16 protein-coding genes are annotated in these 20,442 nt (G+C 35.9%); 9 read left to right on the top strand and 7 right to left on the bottom strand.

The features are described from left to right. Positions 1 to 365: 365 nt before the first annotated feature. The 4 genes from gmhB to AC0L5Q_RS00790 all read right to left on the bottom strand — a co-directional run bounded on the left by gmhB (position 366) and on the right by AC0L5Q_RS00790 (position 6,630). Complete coding sequence (gmhB, locus tag AC0L5Q_RS00805) at positions 366 to 902, bottom strand: D-glycero-beta-D-manno-heptose 1,7-bisphosphate 7-phosphatase (protein WP_473613627.1); 537 nt, start codon at positions 900 to 902, stop codon at positions 366 to 368. A 112-nt stretch (positions 903 to 1,014) separates the two neighbouring features. After that, complete coding sequence (locus AC0L5Q_RS00800; RefSeq protein WP_473613625.1) at positions 1,015 to 1,776, bottom strand: SDR family oxidoreductase; 762 nt, start codon at positions 1,774 to 1,776, stop codon at positions 1,015 to 1,017. A 9-nt stretch (positions 1,777 to 1,785) separates the two neighbouring features. Continuing rightward, positions 1,786 to 2,904, bottom strand: a complete 1,119-nt coding sequence (locus tag AC0L5Q_RS00795) for an enoyl-CoA hydratase/isomerase family protein (protein ID WP_473613623.1) — start codon at positions 2,902 to 2,904, stop codon at positions 1,786 to 1,788. 345 nt (positions 2,905 to 3,249) lie between these two features. Further along, positions 3,250 to 6,630 carry a methylmalonyl-CoA mutase family protein gene (locus tag AC0L5Q_RS00790; protein ID WP_473613622.1) on the bottom strand — a complete coding sequence of 1,127 codons (3,381 nt, stop codon included), beginning with the start codon at positions 6,628 to 6,630 and terminating at the stop codon, positions 3,250 to 3,252. Positions 6,631 to 6,838: 208 nt separating this feature from the next. Here AC0L5Q_RS00790 and AC0L5Q_RS00785 point away from each other — a divergent pair, with 208 nt between their 5' ends. Next, entirely contained in the window at positions 6,839 to 7,762 is a 924-nt protein-coding gene (locus tag AC0L5Q_RS00785) for an AraC family transcriptional regulator (RefSeq protein ID WP_473613621.1), read from the top strand. A 6-nt stretch (positions 7,763 to 7,768) separates the two neighbouring features. Here AC0L5Q_RS00785 and AC0L5Q_RS00780 read toward each other — a convergent pair whose 3' ends face one another. Beyond that, positions 7,769 to 8,725, bottom strand: a complete 957-nt coding sequence (locus AC0L5Q_RS00780; RefSeq protein WP_473613619.1) for an adenosylmethionine decarboxylase — start codon at positions 8,723 to 8,725, stop codon at positions 7,769 to 7,771. Positions 8,726 to 9,020: 295 nt separating this feature from the next. Here AC0L5Q_RS00780 and AC0L5Q_RS00775 point away from each other — a divergent pair, with 295 nt between their 5' ends. Continuing rightward, entirely contained in the window at positions 9,021 to 11,387 is a 2,367-nt protein-coding gene (locus tag AC0L5Q_RS00775; RefSeq protein ID WP_473613618.1) for an alkaline phosphatase D family protein, read from the top strand. Positions 11,388 to 11,447: 60 nt separating this feature from the next. Here the strand turns inward: AC0L5Q_RS00775 and nhaR are convergent, their stop codons facing one another. Then, a complete protein-coding gene (gene nhaR / locus AC0L5Q_RS00770) occupies positions 11,448 to 12,356 on the bottom strand; it encodes a transcriptional activator NhaR (RefSeq protein WP_473613616.1) in 909 nt (302 codons plus the stop codon). A 155-nt stretch (positions 12,357 to 12,511) separates the two neighbouring features. On the opposite strand from nhaR, the gene nhaA reads away from it, so the two are divergent. The 3 genes from nhaA to AC0L5Q_RS00755 all read left to right on the top strand — a co-directional run bounded on the left by nhaA (position 12,512) and on the right by AC0L5Q_RS00755 (position 14,703). Continuing rightward, entirely contained in the window at positions 12,512 to 13,738 is a 1,227-nt protein-coding gene (nhaA, locus tag AC0L5Q_RS00765) for a Na+/H+ antiporter NhaA (RefSeq protein WP_473613613.1), read from the top strand. Continuing rightward, the gene (locus tag AC0L5Q_RS00760) at positions 13,710 to 14,171 is read left to right on the top strand and encodes a hypothetical protein (RefSeq protein WP_473613611.1); all 462 of its coding nucleotides are present in this window, start codon (positions 13,710 to 13,712) and stop codon (positions 14,169 to 14,171) included. Before nhaA ends, AC0L5Q_RS00760 begins: the two co-directional genes overlap by 29 nt. A gap of 169 nt (positions 14,172 to 14,340) precedes the next feature. Further along, on the top strand, positions 14,341 to 14,703 hold the full coding sequence (locus AC0L5Q_RS00755) for a hypothetical protein (RefSeq protein WP_473613608.1): 363 nt from the start codon (positions 14,341 to 14,343) through the stop codon (positions 14,701 to 14,703). Between the two features lie 84 nt (positions 14,704 to 14,787). On the opposite strand, the gene AC0L5Q_RS00750 is transcribed toward AC0L5Q_RS00755, so the two are convergent. Further along, on the bottom strand, positions 14,788 to 15,972 hold the full coding sequence (locus AC0L5Q_RS00750) for an acetyl-CoA C-acyltransferase (protein WP_473613606.1): 1,185 nt from the start codon (positions 15,970 to 15,972) through the stop codon (positions 14,788 to 14,790). A gap of 248 nt (positions 15,973 to 16,220) precedes the next feature. On the opposite strand from AC0L5Q_RS00750, the gene AC0L5Q_RS00745 reads away from it, so the two are divergent. The 4 genes from AC0L5Q_RS00745 to AC0L5Q_RS00730 all read left to right on the top strand — a co-directional run bounded on the left by AC0L5Q_RS00745 (position 16,221) and on the right by AC0L5Q_RS00730 (position 20,420). Next, positions 16,221 to 16,619: a MerR family transcriptional regulator gene (locus AC0L5Q_RS00745; RefSeq protein WP_473613605.1), complete on the top strand. Its 399-nt coding sequence runs from the start codon at positions 16,221 to 16,223 to the stop codon at positions 16,617 to 16,619. A 36-nt stretch (positions 16,620 to 16,655) separates the two neighbouring features. After that, positions 16,656 to 17,825 (top strand): isovaleryl-CoA dehydrogenase, encoded by a 1,170-nt coding sequence (locus AC0L5Q_RS00740; protein WP_076418743.1) that lies wholly within the window; start codon positions 16,656 to 16,658, stop codon positions 17,823 to 17,825. A 106-nt stretch (positions 17,826 to 17,931) separates the two neighbouring features. Further along, positions 17,932 to 19,539, top strand: coding sequence for a carboxyl transferase domain-containing protein (locus AC0L5Q_RS00735; protein ID WP_473613603.1), 1,608 nt, complete (start codon positions 17,932 to 17,934; stop codon positions 19,537 to 19,539). A gap of 11 nt (positions 19,540 to 19,550) precedes the next feature. After that, positions 19,551 to 20,420 carry an enoyl-CoA hydratase/isomerase family protein gene (locus tag AC0L5Q_RS00730; RefSeq protein ID WP_473613602.1) on the top strand — a complete coding sequence of 290 codons (870 nt, stop codon included), beginning with the start codon at positions 19,551 to 19,553 and terminating at the stop codon, positions 20,418 to 20,420. Positions 20,421 to 20,442 lie beyond the last annotated feature (22 nt).

Genomic DNA, 20,442 nt, shown 5'->3' with positions numbered 1-20,442 from the left:
AGAAAGGCTTCTTTTTATAAAAGAAGCAAGAGGTTAATCGCATTCGTTAAGCTCTTGTGCTGCAGGCCTTGCCTGAAGTGAGATGCGCATTCTACGCGTCTCAGTTTTGATGTCAACAACTTTTTGAAATTCTTTTTAAAAGATTTTAAAAGTTATCTTTCGTTTAATTCGTCAATTAAGCCTAACTAAACCTATCAAAACTCTCACTTCGTTATCCTTATTAAGTGAACTAAGTATTTCCTATACTTACCTTCTCTGGGTTTCCCTGAAGAAGTGGAGCGCATTTTAGAGATTTTTGAGGTGACGTCAACACTTATTTTGAAAAAACTTTAAATTAATTTAAAGTTGTTTGATTAACAAACAAATCATACAAAAATCGTTCTTATTTTATCCAAATCGTCAGTGTAAATGGTATCTAACTTCTGACTTTGTGAATGAACATGAGAAAATAAAACTTTCTTTTGTATTCCTGCAGACGTTGCAGCCTCGATATCTGATTGCTTATCGCCAATAAATATACTTTGAGTAACATCTATTTGATATTTGCTTACAGCTTGATTAATTAAACCTGGAGCAGGTTTTCTACAATCACAGGTTTTCAAGTAATGACCTATCGCTTTTTCTGGATGATGGGGACAATAAAAAACGTCTGTTATATAAATGCTATTAATAGAGAATTGTTCATTCATCCACTTTGTTAGTTTTTCAAAATCTAACTCTGTATATTTACCTCGTCCAATCCCTGATTGATTAGTAATAACAATAATAAGATAACCTTTTTCAACAGCTAGCTTACATAAATCAAAGATCTTTGGCATAAATTCAAATTCTTCAATTTTATATACATATCCGTGATCAACATTAATGATGCCATCTCGGTCTAAAAATAATGCTTTTTTCATATAAATACATTTAGTAAATATTAACTTATGGTTATTTAACCTTTAAATAGCAAAAAAGACGAGTAAAACTCATCTTTTCTTTCGTTACTGCATTCATTACCTGTAAGGATAATTACATACAAAGACCACCATCAATCTCAACAACTCTACCTGTAAAGAATTCATTTTCAAAAATGTATTTCACGGTATGGGCTATTTCATCAGCTTCGCCTAGGCGCCCTACTGGTTTCATTTTTTCTAAACGGTCACGCATTTCAGGTTTCATTGCATCTGTCATTGCTGTACGAATAACGCCTGGTGCGATTGCTCCTACACGAATGCCATGTCTGCCAAGTTCTCTTGCCCATGTTATTGTCATTGCCACTACGCCAGCTTTAGATGCTGCATAGTTAGTTTGCCCCATGTTTCCACCACGAGCGATAGACGACATATTAATAATAACGCCTTTACGCTTTTGCTCAATCATGTGAACAGTGGCTTCACGACCACATAAAAACACACCTGTTAGGTTTACATCAATAACTGATTGAAATTGCTCTAAAGACATTTTCTTAGTAACAACTCCATCTTTAGCTTTTACAAACATACCGTCGCGTAATATTCCTGCATTATTAATTAAGCCATCAAAACCATTAAAATCGGTATTAATTTGAGTAAAAGTATTTTCGACTTCAGATTCAGAGGTTACGTTAGCTAAATAGTATTTTGCTGTTGAACCTGCCTTTTCAACTAACTTGACGGTTTCAGCTAATAACTCTTCGTTTAAATCTATTAAAGCTAACTTCGCACCGTAAGTTGCTAAATATACAGCCATTGAACGGCCTAAACCTTGTCCGCCACCGGTTATAACGATAACTTTATCTTGTAAATTCATGTAAATTCCTTAATCAGTACTATTAATAGGAGAAAAGAACCACGTCATCACTTCGGGTTCTATCTCTTTACAATGTTTATATGTCCATTGAGGATTTTTGTCTTTATCAATCAATTGAGCTCTTATGCCTTCTTCTAATTCTTTATGCTGACAACATCTTCGAGATAAGTTCAGTTCAGCTTCAAAGCATTGAGCCTTAGAATATGTTTTTGTGCGTTGTAGTTGTTGGTATGCAATAGCAGAACTTAATACACTCGCGTTATTAAATTTAACTTGAGCTTCTTTTAGCCATTTATTGTTATATTGAGTATTACTTAAGCTAGTTGCAATATCGTTTATATTATTAAGATTCATTAAATCAGCAATCACAGCTTGATTAGGTTTAATTAATGATTCAGGAATATCAGCAGTAGACAACTTGTCAAAAGTGTTTAGTGCGTTATCTACTTGGTTATAAGAGTCTTCACCTTCTGACCAGTCAATTTCACATAAAACGTCAATGACTTCTTTTTTATAGCTATGTTTAATAGAAAAGTTAGACAAACCTAAATATTGTGCGTCACTTGCGTTAAAAAAAGCCCCTGTAATAGCTAAAAATTCTCCAATATTATGAGGCATTTTATTTAAAAACCAGCTTGCACCAACTTCAGGGTATAAGCCTATAGCAACTTCAGGCATCGCCATTAGTGTATTTTCAGTAACAACTCTATGGCTAGCTCCAGCAAATAGACCTAATCCACCACCAATAACAAATCCATTACCCCAAACAATAATGGGTTTTGAATATTCGTGAATATATAAATCTAAGGCATATTCTTCTTTAAAAAAATCTGATGACAAGCTTTGCGTTAACTTTTTATCATCTAAAGGTGCTTTGTTATGTTGGCCTATTTTTATATCGTTATATAAGCTTACAATATCGCCGCCCGCACAGAATGCTTTTTCGCTAGTACTTTGTAATAAAACGGCACTAACATCCTTATCATTCTGCCAAGATTTTAACTGTGTATGCAATAATCTGATCATATCAAGATTTAGGGCATTTAAAGCTTTAGGGTTATTAAGCTCAGCAATGCCTATTTTTTGATTATGACGACAAGTAAACTCTTTAAAAATAACTGAATTCATTTATTCATTCTCTTTTATTAATAGCCCTAAATCTATTACCTTAACTATAGGGCCTGTTGATCTTTCGAGTATGATTTTTGTTCAATTTAAAAGCGTTTTAGTCAAGGCAAACATTTTGTCACATAGTCATCTATGTAAAAAAGGTTTAACGAAGAATAAATCGCTTTTAAATGTACCCTTGGGCAGCGCCTGTTTGATATTTCTACATCGTTATAGTGATTTTATGTGGAACGACCACACATCAATCACTATGCCTCGTATAAAAATCAAACAGATTGCTGCAAAAACATACCTAAAAGGTCAACAGACCCTAATGGTTTGAGCTATTTATTTACCGAATATTAACTACATATTTCTCCGGTATTGACCGCCAGCTTCAAATAAGGAGCTTACTATTTGCCCTAACGAACAAACTTTACACGCATCCATCATTAACTCGAAAATATTTTCATGATTAATAGCTGCAGTTTGCAGTTTTTTCAACAATACTTGCGCTTGGTCTTTATTGACTTTTTGTAGTGTTGCTAACATTTCAATTTGATAATTCTTTTCTTCTTCGGTTGCACGAATAACTTCATCAGGTACCACTGTTGGTGAACCTTTAGAGCTTAAGAAGGTATTTACTCCAATAATAGGGTATTCGCCTGAATGTTTTAAGTGTTCGTAATGCAAGCTTTCTTCTTGAATTTTTCCACGTTGGTACATGGTTTCCATTGCACCTAGTACACCACCACGCTCGTTAATACGATCAAATTCAGTTAATACCGCTTCTTCAACTAAGTCTGTAAGTTCTTCAATAATAAAGGCACCTTGAATTGGATTCTCATTTTTCGATAGTCCTAATTCACGGTTAATAATCAATTGAATAGCCATAGCACGACGAACACTATCTTCCGTTGGAGTTGTGATAGCTTCATCATAAGCATTAGTATGTAATGAATTACAATTATCATTTATTGCATATAACGCCTGTAATGTAGTACGAATATCATTGAAATCAATTTCTTGCGCATGTAATGAACGACCCGATGTTTGAATATGATACTTTAACATTTGCGCACGAGGATTAGCGCCATATTTATTTTTCATGGCTTTTGACCAAATACGACGAGCTACACGACCAATTACTGCGTATTCTGGGTCAATACCGTTAGAGAAGAAGAATGATAAGTTAGGACCAAATTCGTTAATATCCATACCGCGGCTTAAGTAGTATTCAACAAAGGTAAAGCCGTTGGCTAACGTTAATGCTAATTGTGTTATCGGGTTAGCACCAGCTTCTGCAATATGATAACCAGAAATAGACACTGAGTAGAAGTTACGAACGCCTTTTTCAATAAAGTATTCTTGCACATCCCCCATTAAACGTAGTGCAAATTCTGTTGAGAAAATACAGGTATTTTGCGCTTGATCTTCTTTAAGAATATCGGCTTGTACGGTTCCTCGTACTAAGGTTAAGGTTTTTGCTTTTATTTCTTGATAAATAGCAGGAGGCAATACTTGGTCACCCGTAATACCTAACAACATTAAACCTAAGCCATTATTACCTTCGGGTAAATCCCCTTGGTAACTTGGGCGTTCGCAGCCTTTGTCTTTATATATTTTTTTAATTAACGCTTGAGTTTCTTTTTCTAAACCTTGCTCAGTAATGTAACGTTCACACTGTTGATCAATGGCGGCGTTTAGGAAAAAGCCTAATAACATAGGTGCAGGACCATTGATGGTCATAGAAACGGAAGTCATTGCATGGGCTAAATCAAAACCTGAATACAGTTTTTTTGCATCATCAAGACAACAAATTGAAACCCCAGCGTTACCTATTTTACCGTAAATATCTGGGCGTATAGCAGGATCATTACCGTACAAAGTTACAGAATCAAATGCCGTTGATAAACGTTTTGCCGGCATACCTTTTGATACATAATGAAAGCGACGGTTAGTTCTTTCTGGACCACCTTCACCTGCGAACATACGTGTTGGATCTTCACCTTCACGCTTGAATGGAAATAAACCCGCAGTGTATGGAAATTCACCCGGTACGTTTTCTTGTAAGCTCCATTTTAGAATGTCGCCCCACCCTTGGTACTTAGGCATACTGATTTTAGGAATGTCAGAATTAGATAGTGATTTAGAATGGGTTTGAATTGATAATTCTTTATCGCGTACTTTAAATTTGAACTCAGGGTCTTTATAACGTTGAACTTTAGTTTGCCACTCTTCAAGTAACAGTTTGTTTTTTGGATCAAGATCCAACTCAACTTTGCTATATAAAGTTTCAAGTTGCATAACTAACTGCTCAGAAACCTCTGTTTCTGTTTCTTTTGCTGTTTCAATCGCTTTATGAATACCGTAAAGCTTTTGCGCAACTTGTGATTGTTTTTCTACCCAAGCGTCATAACTACGATTATTTTCTGATATTTCAGATAAATAACGAATACGGTTACCCGGAATAACACTACTTTTATTAGCTAATGTGCCTTCAATTGGCAAGATATCACCAACAACTAACCCTGCTTTATCATTTAAAGCGGTAATTACCGCATTATAAAGTTCAGTCATACCACGGTCATTAAACTGCGATGCTATAGTGCCATAAACAGGAACCTCCTCATCGCCGGCTTCAAACATGCCACGGTTACGCTTATATTGTTTTTTTACATCACGAAGTGCGTCTAAAGCACCACGTTTATCAAATTTATTTAATGCGATGATGTCAGCAAAATCAAGCATGTCTATTTTTTCTAACTGCGTTGCTGCGCCGTATTCAGGTGTCATTACATATAAAGAAACGTCTGAATGTTCTTCAATTTCAGTATCTGACTGACCAATACCTGAGGTTTCTAAAATAATTAAATCAAAATCTGTCGCTTTCAGGATCTCTAATGTATCGTTTACATAAACAGATAATGCAAGGTTTGATTGACGAGTCGCTAGTGAGCGCATATAAACACGATCGTTATTAACCGCATTCATACGAATACGGTCGCCTAACAAAGCACCACCTGTTTTACGTTTTGACGGATCAACTGACACAATAGCGATTTTACTATCGTTAGTTGCCATTAAAAATCGACGAATAAGTTCATCAACTAATGATGATTTACCTGCTCCACCCGTGCCAGTAATACCTAAAACTGGTGTAGTACCAGTCGCCGCTATTTTACGAATTTTGTCTAAAGCCGCTTTATTTTCTTCTGGTGCATTTTCGGCAGCTGAAATTAAACGAGCAATGGCTTGTTTGTCGTTTTTCTTTAAATTGGCTACATCATCTTTTTTCACATTCATGCCTGTTTTAAAGTCGCAACGCTCAAGCATGTCATCAATCATCCCTAAAAGGCCAAGCTCACGGCCGTCGTCAGGAGAATAAATACGAGTAATTCCATAATCATGTAGCATTTTTATTTCGTCAGGCAGTATTACACCACCACCACCGCCAACGATTTTTATATGTTCACACCCACGTTCTTTTAATAGGTCGTACATATATTTAAAGTATTCGTTATGACCACCTTGGTATGAGGTCATAGCAATAGCATTAGCATCTTCTTGTATTGCCGTATTAACCACTTCTTCAACGCTACGGTCATGTCCTAAATGAATAACTTCAGCACCACTTGATTGTAAAATTCGACGCATAATATTAATCGCTGCATCGTGCCCATCAAATAATGAAGCTGCTGTTACAATTCTTATCTTATTTTTTAATTGGTATCGTTCAGTATTCATTTAAATATCTCACCCTACTTAGCTGAAAGATGCACAATGCACGAAGCAAAGACCTAAAGTTAGTACATATTCCAACTTAATAATTAGTACGTTATTGCTATTTTTATTTTGATAATAAAATTTAAACATACTAAATAAGGCGCTAAAATTGATTTTATTGTTATTTTGATGGACTATATTGTTATTAGTTTCAAATAGGCAATATAAAATGAGTAACGCGCTTATAGGTAAACAAAGGAAGGTTGAACTAAAAAAAAACTTGAATGATATTAGGCTAATTATTCCTATATTTTTATTAGATAAACTGAAAGTACACCCATTAACAGAAGGCATGTACCCTATATCTCTTGGAAAATCTCAAAATAATTTTTATCAAATACAACAAAAGCGAACCAGTAGCCATTGGCTCATTTATTCATTAACCGATCATGGAGTATTGCATTATAAAAATAAAGTAAGAAAGTTAAAACGTGGTGATCTTGTTGTTATTTCTCCAAATGAAGCATTTGAATATAAATTACAAATAGAAAATAAAAAAAACATAAAAATAGCACACAAAAACGCATTGTTTTGGATTAACTTTGATGGCTGTTTAGCTGATTACTTTGCGCAAAGATTATTAATGAAGATGGATGATGGTGTCGCTCATGTTGGCGCATTAACTAATATATCTAACGATTTTGATGAATTACTTGAGTTAGGCAGCAGAGGATATACCGCCACTAACGTTATTCATGCCGTTCATGTTTTACAACAATCATTAAGCTTTTTAGCACTGCAATTAAGACTTACGTCTTTTAACAATAATTCCTCTTTTAATTTAAATGATGTAGAAACGCTAATGCAGAATAATTTACATCAAGAGCTTAGTTTAGATGCCTTAGCCCATCATAGTCAGCTATCTAAATTTCATTTTTTGAAAAAATTTAAAGAGCTCACCGATAGTTCACCTATACAACATTTTATTAATATGAAAATTCAAAGGGCATGTTTTTATTTAGATAACTCTGAAAAGAATATTAAAAGTATTGGTGAAGCATTAGGTTATACAGACCCCTATTACTTTTCACGCTTATTTAAAAAAGTAATTGGTATATCCCCTAAACAATATAGAGAATCAAGACATAGCTAAACAAGATTACAATTCATTATGCTCTTCTAACAAATCAAACACGGTAGCAGTTATAAAATTATGCTGAGGTAAAACATAATTAGCAAAGTGTACATTGCAGCCATTTTTTAACTGTTGTTCAACTAAAGATTTACTCACATATTGACTATTAATATACTGTTTAATTAATGGTTTAAACTCTACTTCATTAAAACTCAGTAAATCAAAAGACTTAGGTTCAAGCACCTCTAAAATAAGAGGAGACAGTTCAATTAAATTGATATTTGACTCAACACTCACATAGCTACTTTCAGCTTGTGGCGTTACATGAATAGTTAAATATTTGTCATCTTTAATAGCATTAACAGAATAACCATAAGGATCAAATATATGATCATCAATAAGGAAGTCTGGTAGTAATTTATCTAACTGTAAAAATTTTCTTATTTCTTGGACGGTAATATTAGGATTGATGAATTTTTCAGACACTTGATCGCTAATTTGATAAGCCAATAATTCATAAGATTTATTCTGAACTCTGTGTTCACCCTGTTTATAAAACAAAAAAGTATGATGGCTATCCATTTCACCAAACCTTAATGCATTACCTTTAATATATTTATTCAATACTTTTATATCGTCGCCAAAGCAACTGGGCTGAGCATGAGAATAATACTCGTTTTTTCGTTGATAAGTTAAGTATTCAATACACTCAACACCTTGTTCTTGAATAAAATATTCAACTGAATTAACTAAATGAGTAACCCCACAAGTTAAAATAACAAAACGATCATGCCATACAAATAGACTCGACTCAGAAAGAATAAAAGCCTTACAGCACTTATTTTGAATACAAGAAAGAATTTTAGCGTTAGCTCTTTTAACTAATTCAAGCCAAAACTCATCTGTCACATCATCAATTAATGAAAACGAAGAGTTTTTAATGATCACTTCTACTTTCTTCTCAGAACCTTCAAAAAACAAGTGTATTCCTTACTATTAAGGGTTATTAATCTCATTAATTTAACAATGAAGCGTGTATAACTTTGTAGTCAAATAATATTGGGACTCTTTCTGTAAAAACAAGAAATTAACCATTGCTTACAAAAAGATTATTTATCTACATATATTTATTATCTATATTTATTATCTATATACATTAAACAATATATCCCCACAAAAACCATCCATTTAACAACAAAACAAATATATATGAATTGAATTTTTTCATATTTAATGTGAATATATTGTCAACAATTAACAGAAAGAAGAATTAGCTATGGACAAAAAACTATCTAGGCGATCGGCTCTTAAGTTTGTTGCAGCAGGTGTAGTTGCAAGTGGTGTAAGTGGTTGCGTTAGCACTAACACAAAAACAGCCAATACCGCAGTAAAAACAGGCACAATAGCAACACAAGATAAATGGCAAAAAACTCATGATAGGGTTTGGCTAGGCGGAGAGTTTTGGGCTAATCCAATGGAAGACTGGCAAGTTAAAAATGGTGAAGCACAATGTTTAAGCAAAGGTGGTAATAGAAGTATCCACTCTTTAACGCATCAGTTAACCAACGTTAATAGCGAATTTAACATTTCAGTTAACTTAAAGCGATTAGAACAAAATACAAAAGATGGTGGCGCAGGTATCCGTTTAGGTGCACGTAGCGACTTAAATGAATACAAAAGCAATTGTTTTATTCAAGAAGGTTATGATTGTGGTGTACTAAATAACAATTTAGTACTTGGTGATAAAGAAGCACCATTAGCTATAGATATTGCTAACAAAAATATATCTATTCACCTTCATGGCTCCCCACAATTAGAGGCTATGTCATTAAAATTAGTCGCTAAAGATATGGCTTCAAATAAAATTATAGGTGAACTAACCCATTTAGTACCTTCAGAAAAATTATTGGGTAATGTTGCATTAGTGAGTAATTTTTCAATTGCCTCTGTCACTACAAATCCAACCCCCATAAAAAATCAAGGCTGTCGTTACAGTTTTAGTCAATGGTCTTTACAAGGTGAAGCATTTTCAGTAACCGATGAGCAAAAGTTTGGTCCTATTTTATGGAGTATGTATACACTCAGTAATTCCCGTAGCACTGAAGGTTACGTAATGAAAATCAGTGCGTACACAGGGCCTTTAGGCGATAAAGATAACCAAACGTTGGAACTACAAGTTAAACGAGATAACAAATGGCTATCGCTGGGTACAGAAACGTTAAATAGCGATGGTTGGATTGCTACGTTTAGAATAGCTAACTGGGATGAAACCCAAGACACCCCTTATAGAATTGTTTATATCGAAAAGCACAAAGATGGCTCAGAAACGCCTGATACTTGGACAGGAAATATAAAGGCTAATCCTAGTGGTCCTAAATTACGCATGGCAGCATTGACTTGCCAAAATGACATTGGATTCCCCTATCAACCAGTTGCAGATAATGTAGCTAAACTTGAACCTGATCTTGTGTTTTTCTCTGGCGATCAACTCTATGAAAGCCATGGTGGCTTTGGTTATATTAGAAGTCCTGATAATAAATCTATTCTTAATTATTTACGAAAATTCTACCAATTTGGTTGGGCTTTTAGAGACGTAATGCGCAACAGCCCAACAGTATGTTTACCTGATGATCACGATGTATTACAAGGTAACTTGTGGGGGGAAGGTGGCGCCACAATGAAAAACCCAGAAAGAGACTTTGGCGCAAGTATTTTGGGCGGATATATTCAATCTCCTAGAGTCGTAAATACGGTTCACCGAACTAATGTTGGACATCACCCTGATCCATATGACCCAACACCTACTAACGGAATTAGTTCGTATTATGGAGACTTAGTTTACGGTAGTGTTAGCTTTGCTATTCTTGCTGATAGGCAATGGAAAAGCGCCCCAGAAAGTATCAATGTCGAAGTAGGCGTAACAGGACAGGATGAAGATCCACTATTTATCAACCCTGCTTATAACCCTCCAGGATTAGATCTATTGGGTAAACGCCAAGAAGATTTTCTTGAAAAATGGGGCAAAGATTGGAATGCATGTAAACTTAAAGCGGTGTTAAGCCAAACGGTATTTGCGGGTATTGCCACACATCAGCCGAAACCTGATCGTTACTTAAAATATGATTTCGATTCTAGCGGTTTTCCAGCATCTGCACGTAATAAAGCGATAGATATAATGCGACCTTCTATGGCGTTACATATTTGTGGCGACACACATTTAGGTAGCTTAACTCAATATGGTGTTAATAAACAACGTGACAGTAATTGGGCTTTCTGTACTCCTGCAATATCGGTGGGCTGGCCTCGTTGGTGGAACCCTGACACAGCTGATATACCCTACAAAAATAGACCCGCCCATGCTCTTGCTCAAACGGGTGAGTATTTAGATACTTTTGGTAATAAAATGTACATATATGCTGTAGGTAACCCTGAAGTGGGACGCTCTGACAATAGGTATGTACACGCGCACGAAAAAGGCAGTGGTTTTGGCTTTATTACCTTTGACACAGAAAAGCTCACTTACACCTTAGACGCGTATAAGTTTTTAGTTGATGTTACTAATGGCAAAGCAGATAATCAATATCCTGGCTGGCCTGTAACTATTCATCAAAAAGAAAATCGTGGTGAAAATATAATTAGTTAACATATACCCTAAAATATTGAGTTAGCCATAACTAACTCAATATACAGCCAATACCTCAACTTAGGTTATTGGCTGTTCAAATAATTTTTTCCCTTCTTTTAAAAGCAGTTGTACCGCGGGATGCTTCACTTTTCTCTCAGGCGAAATAAGATAATAATGTTCAGTAATATCTGTTGTTCTACCAATTAATTTAACATCAAACTGTTCCATCACGTGTTTATCAATAATCGTTGGCGCACAGAATACACCATACCCTGCTTGACCAAAATAGTGTGCTAAAATAGAGTCATCAAATTCACCAATAATTACAGGTGAGATATTTAATTGTTCGAACCAAGACAACACACTCAAACGCTGATTAGAGCCTTCACCTGCAGTAAAAAATGGCGTACCGTTAAGTGATTGAGGAAAGTTTTCTATAAGCTTTTTAGCTAAACTCTCATGCGCAAAAAAGCTTAAACCACACTTCCCCACTAAATGACTATATGCTTTTAAAGGAGAATAAGGCGGTAAAGAAGTATCACTTAATACCGCATCTAATTTGTTAGTAGCAAGTTCTCCTAGTAGCACTTCAAGGCTTGTTTCCTTACAAACTAATTTTATCGACTCATCAGTAGTATAAATAGCCTTCAAAAAATTAAATGAAAATACTTTAGCTATAACATCGGTTACTCCGATAGAAAACCGATAAGTAAAGTCGGTGGAATGGTTTTTTAATGAATTAAGTAATTCATCACCTAAACTAAATATTTCTTGAGCGTAGCTTAACGTCACATGGCCTATATCATTTAAAACCAAGCGTTTACCTTTACGTTCGAATAACGGATACCCTAATTGCTCTTCCAATAAGCTTAACTGAGCACTTAACGCTTGTGGCGTAATATGTATAGCACTAGAGGCTTTAGCAATACTTCCGTGTGTTGCAATAGTTTGAAAATAGTACAAATGATGATAGTTAAGTTTAGCCATAACCTTTCCTTTATGGAGGATAATTCACAAAAACATATACTTTTATAACACACCATTATTATCAACTTATTATTGAGTACATCGCAACTTTATACGACTTTTATTGTTACTTTTATTTCTTTATAACTATTACTGGTAACTAAAAAGGAGTATCTATGTCAGAAAATAAACTTGTCCTACAATGGAAGCAATTTATACAAACAGATGCTAGCTCAGGTATTATTTTAGTTATTGCCGCCGCACTTGCTTTGGTTATGGCAAATAGTATTTTTAGTGCGAGCTACAATGATTTTTTAGAATTTCCCGTTAGCATCACCCTCGGCACATTTTCAATCAGTAAACCCTTAGTACTTTGGGTAAACGATGGATTAATGGCTATTTTCTTTTTTGTAGTAGGTTTAGAGATTAAACGTGAATTATTTTACGGACAATTATCTCGACCCGATCAAATTGTTTTACCATTTCTAGCCGCTATCGCAGGTATTATCTTTCCTGCCTTAATTTATGTAGCTTTTAACTATCAAGACGCTGTAGCAATGAACGGCTGGGCAATTCCTTCGGCCACAGACATAGCTTTCGCTCTGGGTATATTTATTTTATTTGGTAAACACCTACCACCAAGTTTAAAACTGTTTCTATTATCTGTAGCTATTATTGACGATATTGGCGCGGTAATAATTATCGCTATTTTTTATTCACAAGATCTCGCTCCAAACACGTTAGTTGTCGCTATTGTTGGTTTGGCAACTTTATTAATTTTTAATCGATTGAAGTTAGAAAATAAAACCCCCTTCATATTGGTATCAATTATTGTTTGGGCAGCAGTATTAAAATCTGGCGTTCATGCTACTTTGGCAGGCTTTGCTGTTGCTTGGTTTATTCCTATAGCACGTGACAAAGCACAATCCATGTCGTACCAAATAGAACATGGTTTACAGCCTTGGATTGCATTTTTTGTTTTACCTCTTTTTGCTTTTGCTAATGCAGGAGTAGGACTCACCGACGCTTCAGTTGATGAATTATTTACTCCTATTTCTGTTGGTATTATTGGAGGATTATTCATTGGTAAACAACTTGGAATTTTTACAGCCTGCTTTATCGCTATCAAATTAAAGCTGTGTAAATTACCTAAAGATGCAACTTGGACTCAACTATACGGCGTGTGCTTATTATGTGGCGTTGGTTTTACTATGAGTTTATTTATCGGGTCTTTAGCCTTCGAAGAGCAAGGTCTGGCTTATCAAACCCAAGTCAAAGTGGGCGTACTTGTAGGCTCATTAATTTCAGCCTTTACTGGCGCATGGTTAATTAAACACTCATCAAAAAAATTACTTAACAACTTAGGAGAAAGCAATGAAAAAACTAAAACATCTACTGCTTAATATAACTGCTGTTGCCTTAATTATATCTCCAAACATTTCGTTTGCTGACTTTAAGTCAGACATTATTCAGTCATGTTCAGCATATCAACAAGGGAAAGATAAAAGTGAAATAAACCCATGTAAGTTATATATCGATGGTTTTATAGATTCTTCATTATTGTCTGAATATGCTGCTGTGCAACCTAAAGCAATGATAAAAAAACAATCGGAACCACAGAGCGACTTTTTAAAACGCGCTTTTCAAACACGCGTATTTACAGCCCCTTCAGGATTAAAATCTGATGCAACTTATCAATTTTGTATTCCTATTGAATATGATAGAAAAAAAATTGCTTCAACTATAGCTAAATCAATAAACATTGAAAAACTCGCTGATATTTCACTTAAAGAAGTATTACTAGAAACCTTAATTACCAAGTTTCCTTGTAACTAGGGTCTGTTGACCTTTCAGGTATATTTTTGCAGCAGTCTGTTTGATTTTTATACGAGGCATAGTAATTGATGTGTGGTCGTTCCACATAAAATCACTATCACGATGTAAAAATATCAAACAGGCCCTAATCTAACTTTTTATTTTTTACTTTTTATTAAAGAGGCGCACAATGGAATTAACGATTACAGAGCTAAATATTGAATTAAACAATGAAAGCAAATTACGTATTCGCCAAAAAGCAATCCGTATGTTTAATAAAATATGTGACAATATTCAAAAAATTACCGTTACGGTAAACGATATAAATGGCCCTAAAGGGGGTAAAGATAAAATTTGCCGCGTTGTTATTCATGCGGGAGGAATACCTGATATTGTGGTAACAGATAATCAAAACTCTGTGAGCTCAGCCGTTAATATAGCACTTACTAGAGCACGAACCACTCTAGTTAAAAAACTAAAACGTAAACAAAAAAATAGGCCTTCATGGAAAGAAAAACCTGTTGAGGAGGATTTAAAAAAGTATTTAACCTAAACTCGAAATAATACTTTAACTTATTGGTCTAACATAAAAAACAGCCGCTTTATTAGAAAATAAAGCGGCTGTTTTCGAGTCTGTTTATAACATTTCTAACGCAATAGCGGTGGCTTCACCACCACCAATACAAAGTGATGCTATACCTTTAGATAAACCTCTGTTTTTCAAGGCATGTATTAATGTCACCATAATACGCGCACCACTAGCACCTAATGGATGACCTAAGGCGCAAGCACCACCGTTAACATTTACTTTTTCAGCATCTAAAGAAAGTTCTTTAAGGGCTAGCATAGTCACCATAGCAAACGCTTCGTTAATTTCGTATAAATCAACATCTTGTGTTGTCCAACCCGCTTTAGCTAATACTTTATTCATCGCACCAACAGGAGCAACAGTAAACTCTGCAGGGGCTTGCGCATGTGTAGCATGAGCAACCACTTTACATAAAGGGTTTAAACCACGCTTATCCGCTTCAGACTTTTTCATTAAAACAAGTGCTGCGGCACCATCAGAAATTGAGCTTGAGTTTGCCGCAGTAATCGTTCCGTCTTTCTTAAAAGCAGGACGTAAACTAGGAATTTTATCAGGACGTGCATTACCTGGCTGCTCATCAGTATCAAAAATCACATCACCTTTACGTGATTGAACAGTAACCGCTGCAACTTCTTCTTTAAAAGCACCAGACTCAATAGCTGCATTTGCACGTGACAACGAACGTATTGCATAAGCATCCATATCTTCACGAGTAAAGTTAGCCACGTCTGCCGTTTCTTGAGCAAAACAGCCCATAGAAATACCGTCATAAGCATTTTCTAAACCGTCTAACATCATATGATCAAGCACTTGACCGTGCCCCATACGCATACCTGTTCTCGCTTTTGGTAACATATAAGGTGCATTACTCATGCTTTCCATACCGCCAGCAATAGCTACATTAATTGATCCTGCTAAAATAGCATCATGTGCCTGCATAGCGGCTTTCATGCCTGAACCGCAAACTTTATTAATAGTTGTACATACAGTAGATAAGGCTAAACCGGCACCAATAGCTGCTTGACGAGCAGGTGCTTGCTTTAGACCAGCAGGTAAAACACAGCCCATAATCACTTCATCAATTTGGTCATTCGCTAAGTTAGCTTTCTCAAGTGCTGCGCTGATCGCGGTTGCACCAAGTTTAGGAGATTCGACGCTTGCTAATCCTCCTTGAAAACCACCCATAGGAGTTCTTACAGCAGATGCTATTACTACATAATCTTCAGCAGACATGTTAATTCCTCACAGTTGTATTTATACTAATTTTATATAGTTTCTCATTTCAGAGTATTTAAAAAAAACTATCCATTATTAAATTTATTTAATCACCAATAGTATGAATTTTTAATTTAACAAATTAAATCATACACCAAGTTGACGTTAACGTAAACTTCCGCTAATATTTAAAAATGAATATAGCGCAAGCGTATCTGTCAATCATTTTAACGATGCCAAACGGTATAAAAACATAAAGGTTCAAAATGAATTCAGAAAAAATTGAAAAGTATTCAATTAGCGATTTATCAAAAGAGTTTGATATTACTACGCGAACTATACGGTTTTACGAAGATCAGGGGTTGCTATCTCCAACACGTAAAGGTCAAACAAGAGTTTATAGCCAAGGAGACAGAGTACGTTTAAAGCTTATTTTACGTGGTAAAAGATTGGGGTTTTCCTTGGCTGAAACAGGTCGTATTTTTGAACTTTACGACCACGATAAAACCAGTGCTACCCAATTAAAAACAATGATGAGCATAATTTCAGAAAAAAAAGCGCATTTAAAGCAGCAGCTTGATGACATAAAAATTGTACTAGACGAATTAGAAAACCTAGAAGAAAGCTGTGAAAAAACACTTTCAAATATTATTAACAACAAATAATTACGTATAAGTAAATATACAAATAAGGAACTGCAAATGATTTCTTCTTTTACCTCTCTAAATTTTAACCTTGGTGAAACGGTAGACATGATCCGTGATCAAGTTAATGCTTTTGCTCGTGACGAAATAGCGCCACGTGCAGCACAAATTGATATCGACAACGAATTTCCAAACGACTTATGGCGTAAGTTTGGCGATATGGGTTTATTAGGGATGACGGTTGAAGAACAATACGGTGGTTCTGGTTTAGGTTACATAGAGCATATTGTTGCGATGCAAGAAATCAGCAGAGCTTCAGCATCTGTTGGCTTAAGTTATGGCGCATGTTCAAACTTATGTATTAACCAATTAAGTAAAAATGCAAGTCATGAACAAAAATTAAAATACCTACCTAAATTATGTAGCGGTGAACACATTGGTGCTTTAGCTATGTCAGAACCTAACGCAGGTTCTGACGTTGTGAGTATGAAACTTAGAGCCGATAAAAAAGGCGATAAGTATATTCTTAACGGTAACAAAATGTGGATCACCAACGGTCCAGATGCCAATGTATTTGTTATTTACGCTAAAACAGACACAAGCGCTGGCTCTAAAGGAATCACAGCATTTATTGTAGAACGCGATTTCCCAGGGTTTTCTCGTCATCAAAAATTAGACAAGCTAGGTATGCGTGGTTCAAATACGTGTGAACTTGTATTTGAGGATTGTGAAGTACCTGCTGAAAACATATTAGGTGAAGAAGGCAAAGGCGTTAGAGTATTAATGTCTGGTCTTGATTACGAGCGTGTTGTGTTAAGCGGTGGCCCATTAGGTATTATGGATGCGTGTATGGATTTAGTGGTCCCTTACATCCATGACCGAAAGCAATTCGGTCAATCTATTGGTGAATTTCAACTGGTACAAGGCAAAGTAGCAGACATGTATACACAAATGAATGCTGCTAAATCTTATGCCTATACAGTTGCTCAAGCATGTGACCGCGGTGAAACCACCCGTAAAGATGCTGCCGCCGTTATCCTTTATTCAGCTGAACTAGCAACTAAAATGGCATTAGATGCTATTCAATTATTAGGCGGTAATGGTTACATCAACGAATTCCCAGCAGGACGATTATTACGTGATGCTAAGCTTTATGAAATAGGTGCTGGTACTTCTGAAATTCGTAGAATGTTGATTGGCCGCGAATTATTCGCTGAATCTAAATAACCAGTTTACTTCAAAAAATAATAACAACCTCCTAAATCCTATATTTAGGAGGAATAGAATACAACGCTCAATATCGGTATAACAAAAAGAATCAAGGTGGCTCTTCGTGACTAAAATAGTTTCAAAAATAAATACTCGTAGCCCAGACTTTCTCGAAAACTCAGCTCATATGCAAAAGCAAGTAGATGACTTAAAAGAGAAAGTTGCTAACATTAAGTTAGGCGGTAGTGAAAGAAGTAGAGAAAAACATTTATCTCGTGGAAAGTTGTTACCACGAGATCGTGTAAAAGCCCTACTCGATCCAGGCTCACCTTTTTTAGAGTTATCTCAATTAGCTGCGTATAAAATGTATGACGACGATATTCCTGCTGCAGGTATTATCACAGGTATAGGCCGTGTCGCTGGACAAGAGTGTATTATTGTTGCTAACGATGCCACGGTAAAAGGTGGAACTTACTACCCTCTTACCGTTAAAAAACATTTAAGAGCGCAAACTATCGCTCAAGAAAACAACTTACCTTGTATTTATCTTGTTGACTCTGGTGGTGCTAACTTACCCAATCAAGACGATGTATTTCCAGATAAAGAACATTTTGGTCGTATCTTTTTTAACCAAGCTAATATGTCAGCACAAGCTATTCCACAAATTGCTGTGGTTATGGGTTCTTGTACTGCTGGTGGCGCTTATGTTCCAGCAATGGCAGACGAGTCTATTATTGTTAAAGAACAAGGTACAATTTTCTTAGCAGGCCCGCCACTCGTAAAAGCTGCTACAGGTGAAATAGTAAGTGCTGAAGACTTAGGTGGTGCAGACGTACATTGTAGAACATCAGGTGTTGCTGATCATTTCGCGCAAAATGATAATCACGCGCTAGATATTGCTCGTAACGCTGTTGCTAATTTAAATCGCGTTAAAGACGTATCAATTAAAATAGAAGCTGTTCAAGCACCAGCTTATAACACCGAAGAAATCTACGGCATTATTCCAAAAGATTCACGTCAACCTTTCGATATTAGAGAAATTATCGCACGCATTGTTGACTCAAGTAACTTTGACGAATTTAAAGCATTATATGGCACAACACTGGTTTGTGGTTTTGCCCGCATTTATGGCTACCCTGTAGGTATTGTCGCTAATAACGGCATTTTATTTGGTGAATCAGCCCAAAAAGGCGCTCACTTTATTCAACTGTGTTCGCAAAGAAAAATTCCTTTAGTATTTTTACAAAACATCACCGGCTTTATGGTAGGTAAACAATACGAAGCGGGTGGCATTGCTAAGCATGGCGCTAAAATGGTAACGGCTGTTGCTACCGCTCAAGTCCCTAAATTTACCGTATTAATTGGCGGAAGCTTTGGTGCAGGTAACTACGGTATGTGTGGTAGAGCCTACGATCCACGCTTCTTATTTATGTGGCCAAATGCACGTATTTCAGTAATGGGCGGAGAACAAGCTGCCGGTGTTTTAGCACAAGTGAAGCGTGATCAAAAAGAATTAAAAGGTGAAGAGTGGAGCGCTGAAGCCGAAGCTGAATTCAAAAAACCTATTGTAGAAAATTACGAGCATCAAGGTCATCCTTATTATGCATCAGCTCGATTATGGGACGACGGTGTTATTGATCCCGCACAAACTCGAGATACCTTAGGCTTAGCTATTTCGGCCTCATTAAACAAACCGATTGAAGACACCAAATTTGGTATTTTCAGAATGTAATTGAGGTTGTTATGACAAGCACTAAAACAAGTATTTTAAATACAAAAACAAACGAAACAGCTACAGATGATAACTCATCTTTGGTTTTGTTTACGGTAAGTACTAACGGCGTAGCAACAGTAACGTTAAACAGCCCTCAAAACCATAATGCTTTTGACGATACCATTATTGCAACCCTTACTGATATTTTTTTAGAAATAACAGAACGTGAAGACATTAGAATCATGATCTTAGCGTCAACGGGTAAAAGCTTTTCAGCTGGCGCAAACTTAGGTTGGATGAAGCGTATGGTGAGTTATTCATACGATGAAAACTTTAAAGATGCGCAAGGCTTAGCCCTTATGCTTAAAGCGCTAAACTTTATGCCACAAACAACCATAGCTAAAATTCAAGGCGCTGCGTTTGGTGGTGCTGTGGGTTTAGCAAGCTGTTGTGATATTGCATTTGCCAGTAACAAAGCCAGCTTTTGTTTAAGCGAAGTTAAATTAGGTTTAATTCCTGCCACTATTAGCCCTTATGTCGTTAATGCTATAGGTGAAAGAGCAAGCAGAAGATACTTTCAAACTGCCGAGCGATTTTCAGCTGATAAAGCCCTACTTTTAGGTTTAGTCAGTGAAGTATTTGAGCCTGCATTACTTGATGATGCAGTGACAAGTTTAACAAATTCGATTTTAAATAATGGGCCGGAAGCCGTTCAACAAGCAAAACAACTCGCGTTTGATGTAAATAACAAAACAATAGATGAAGACCTGATCAATATGACCAGCAAAAGTATTGCTAATATAAGAGTATCAACCGAAGGCCAGGAAGGCTTAAATGCTTTCTTTGAAAAAAGAACACCGCTTTGGATAAATGAACCACTTAGTAAGGAAAAAAAATAACATGACCACTCAACCAACCCAA

Source organism: Pseudocolwellia sp. G5-9 (assembly GCF_055808995.1).
Note: the sequence above shows the minus strand (reverse complement) of the source record. Positions and strands in the feature narration are given on the sequence as shown.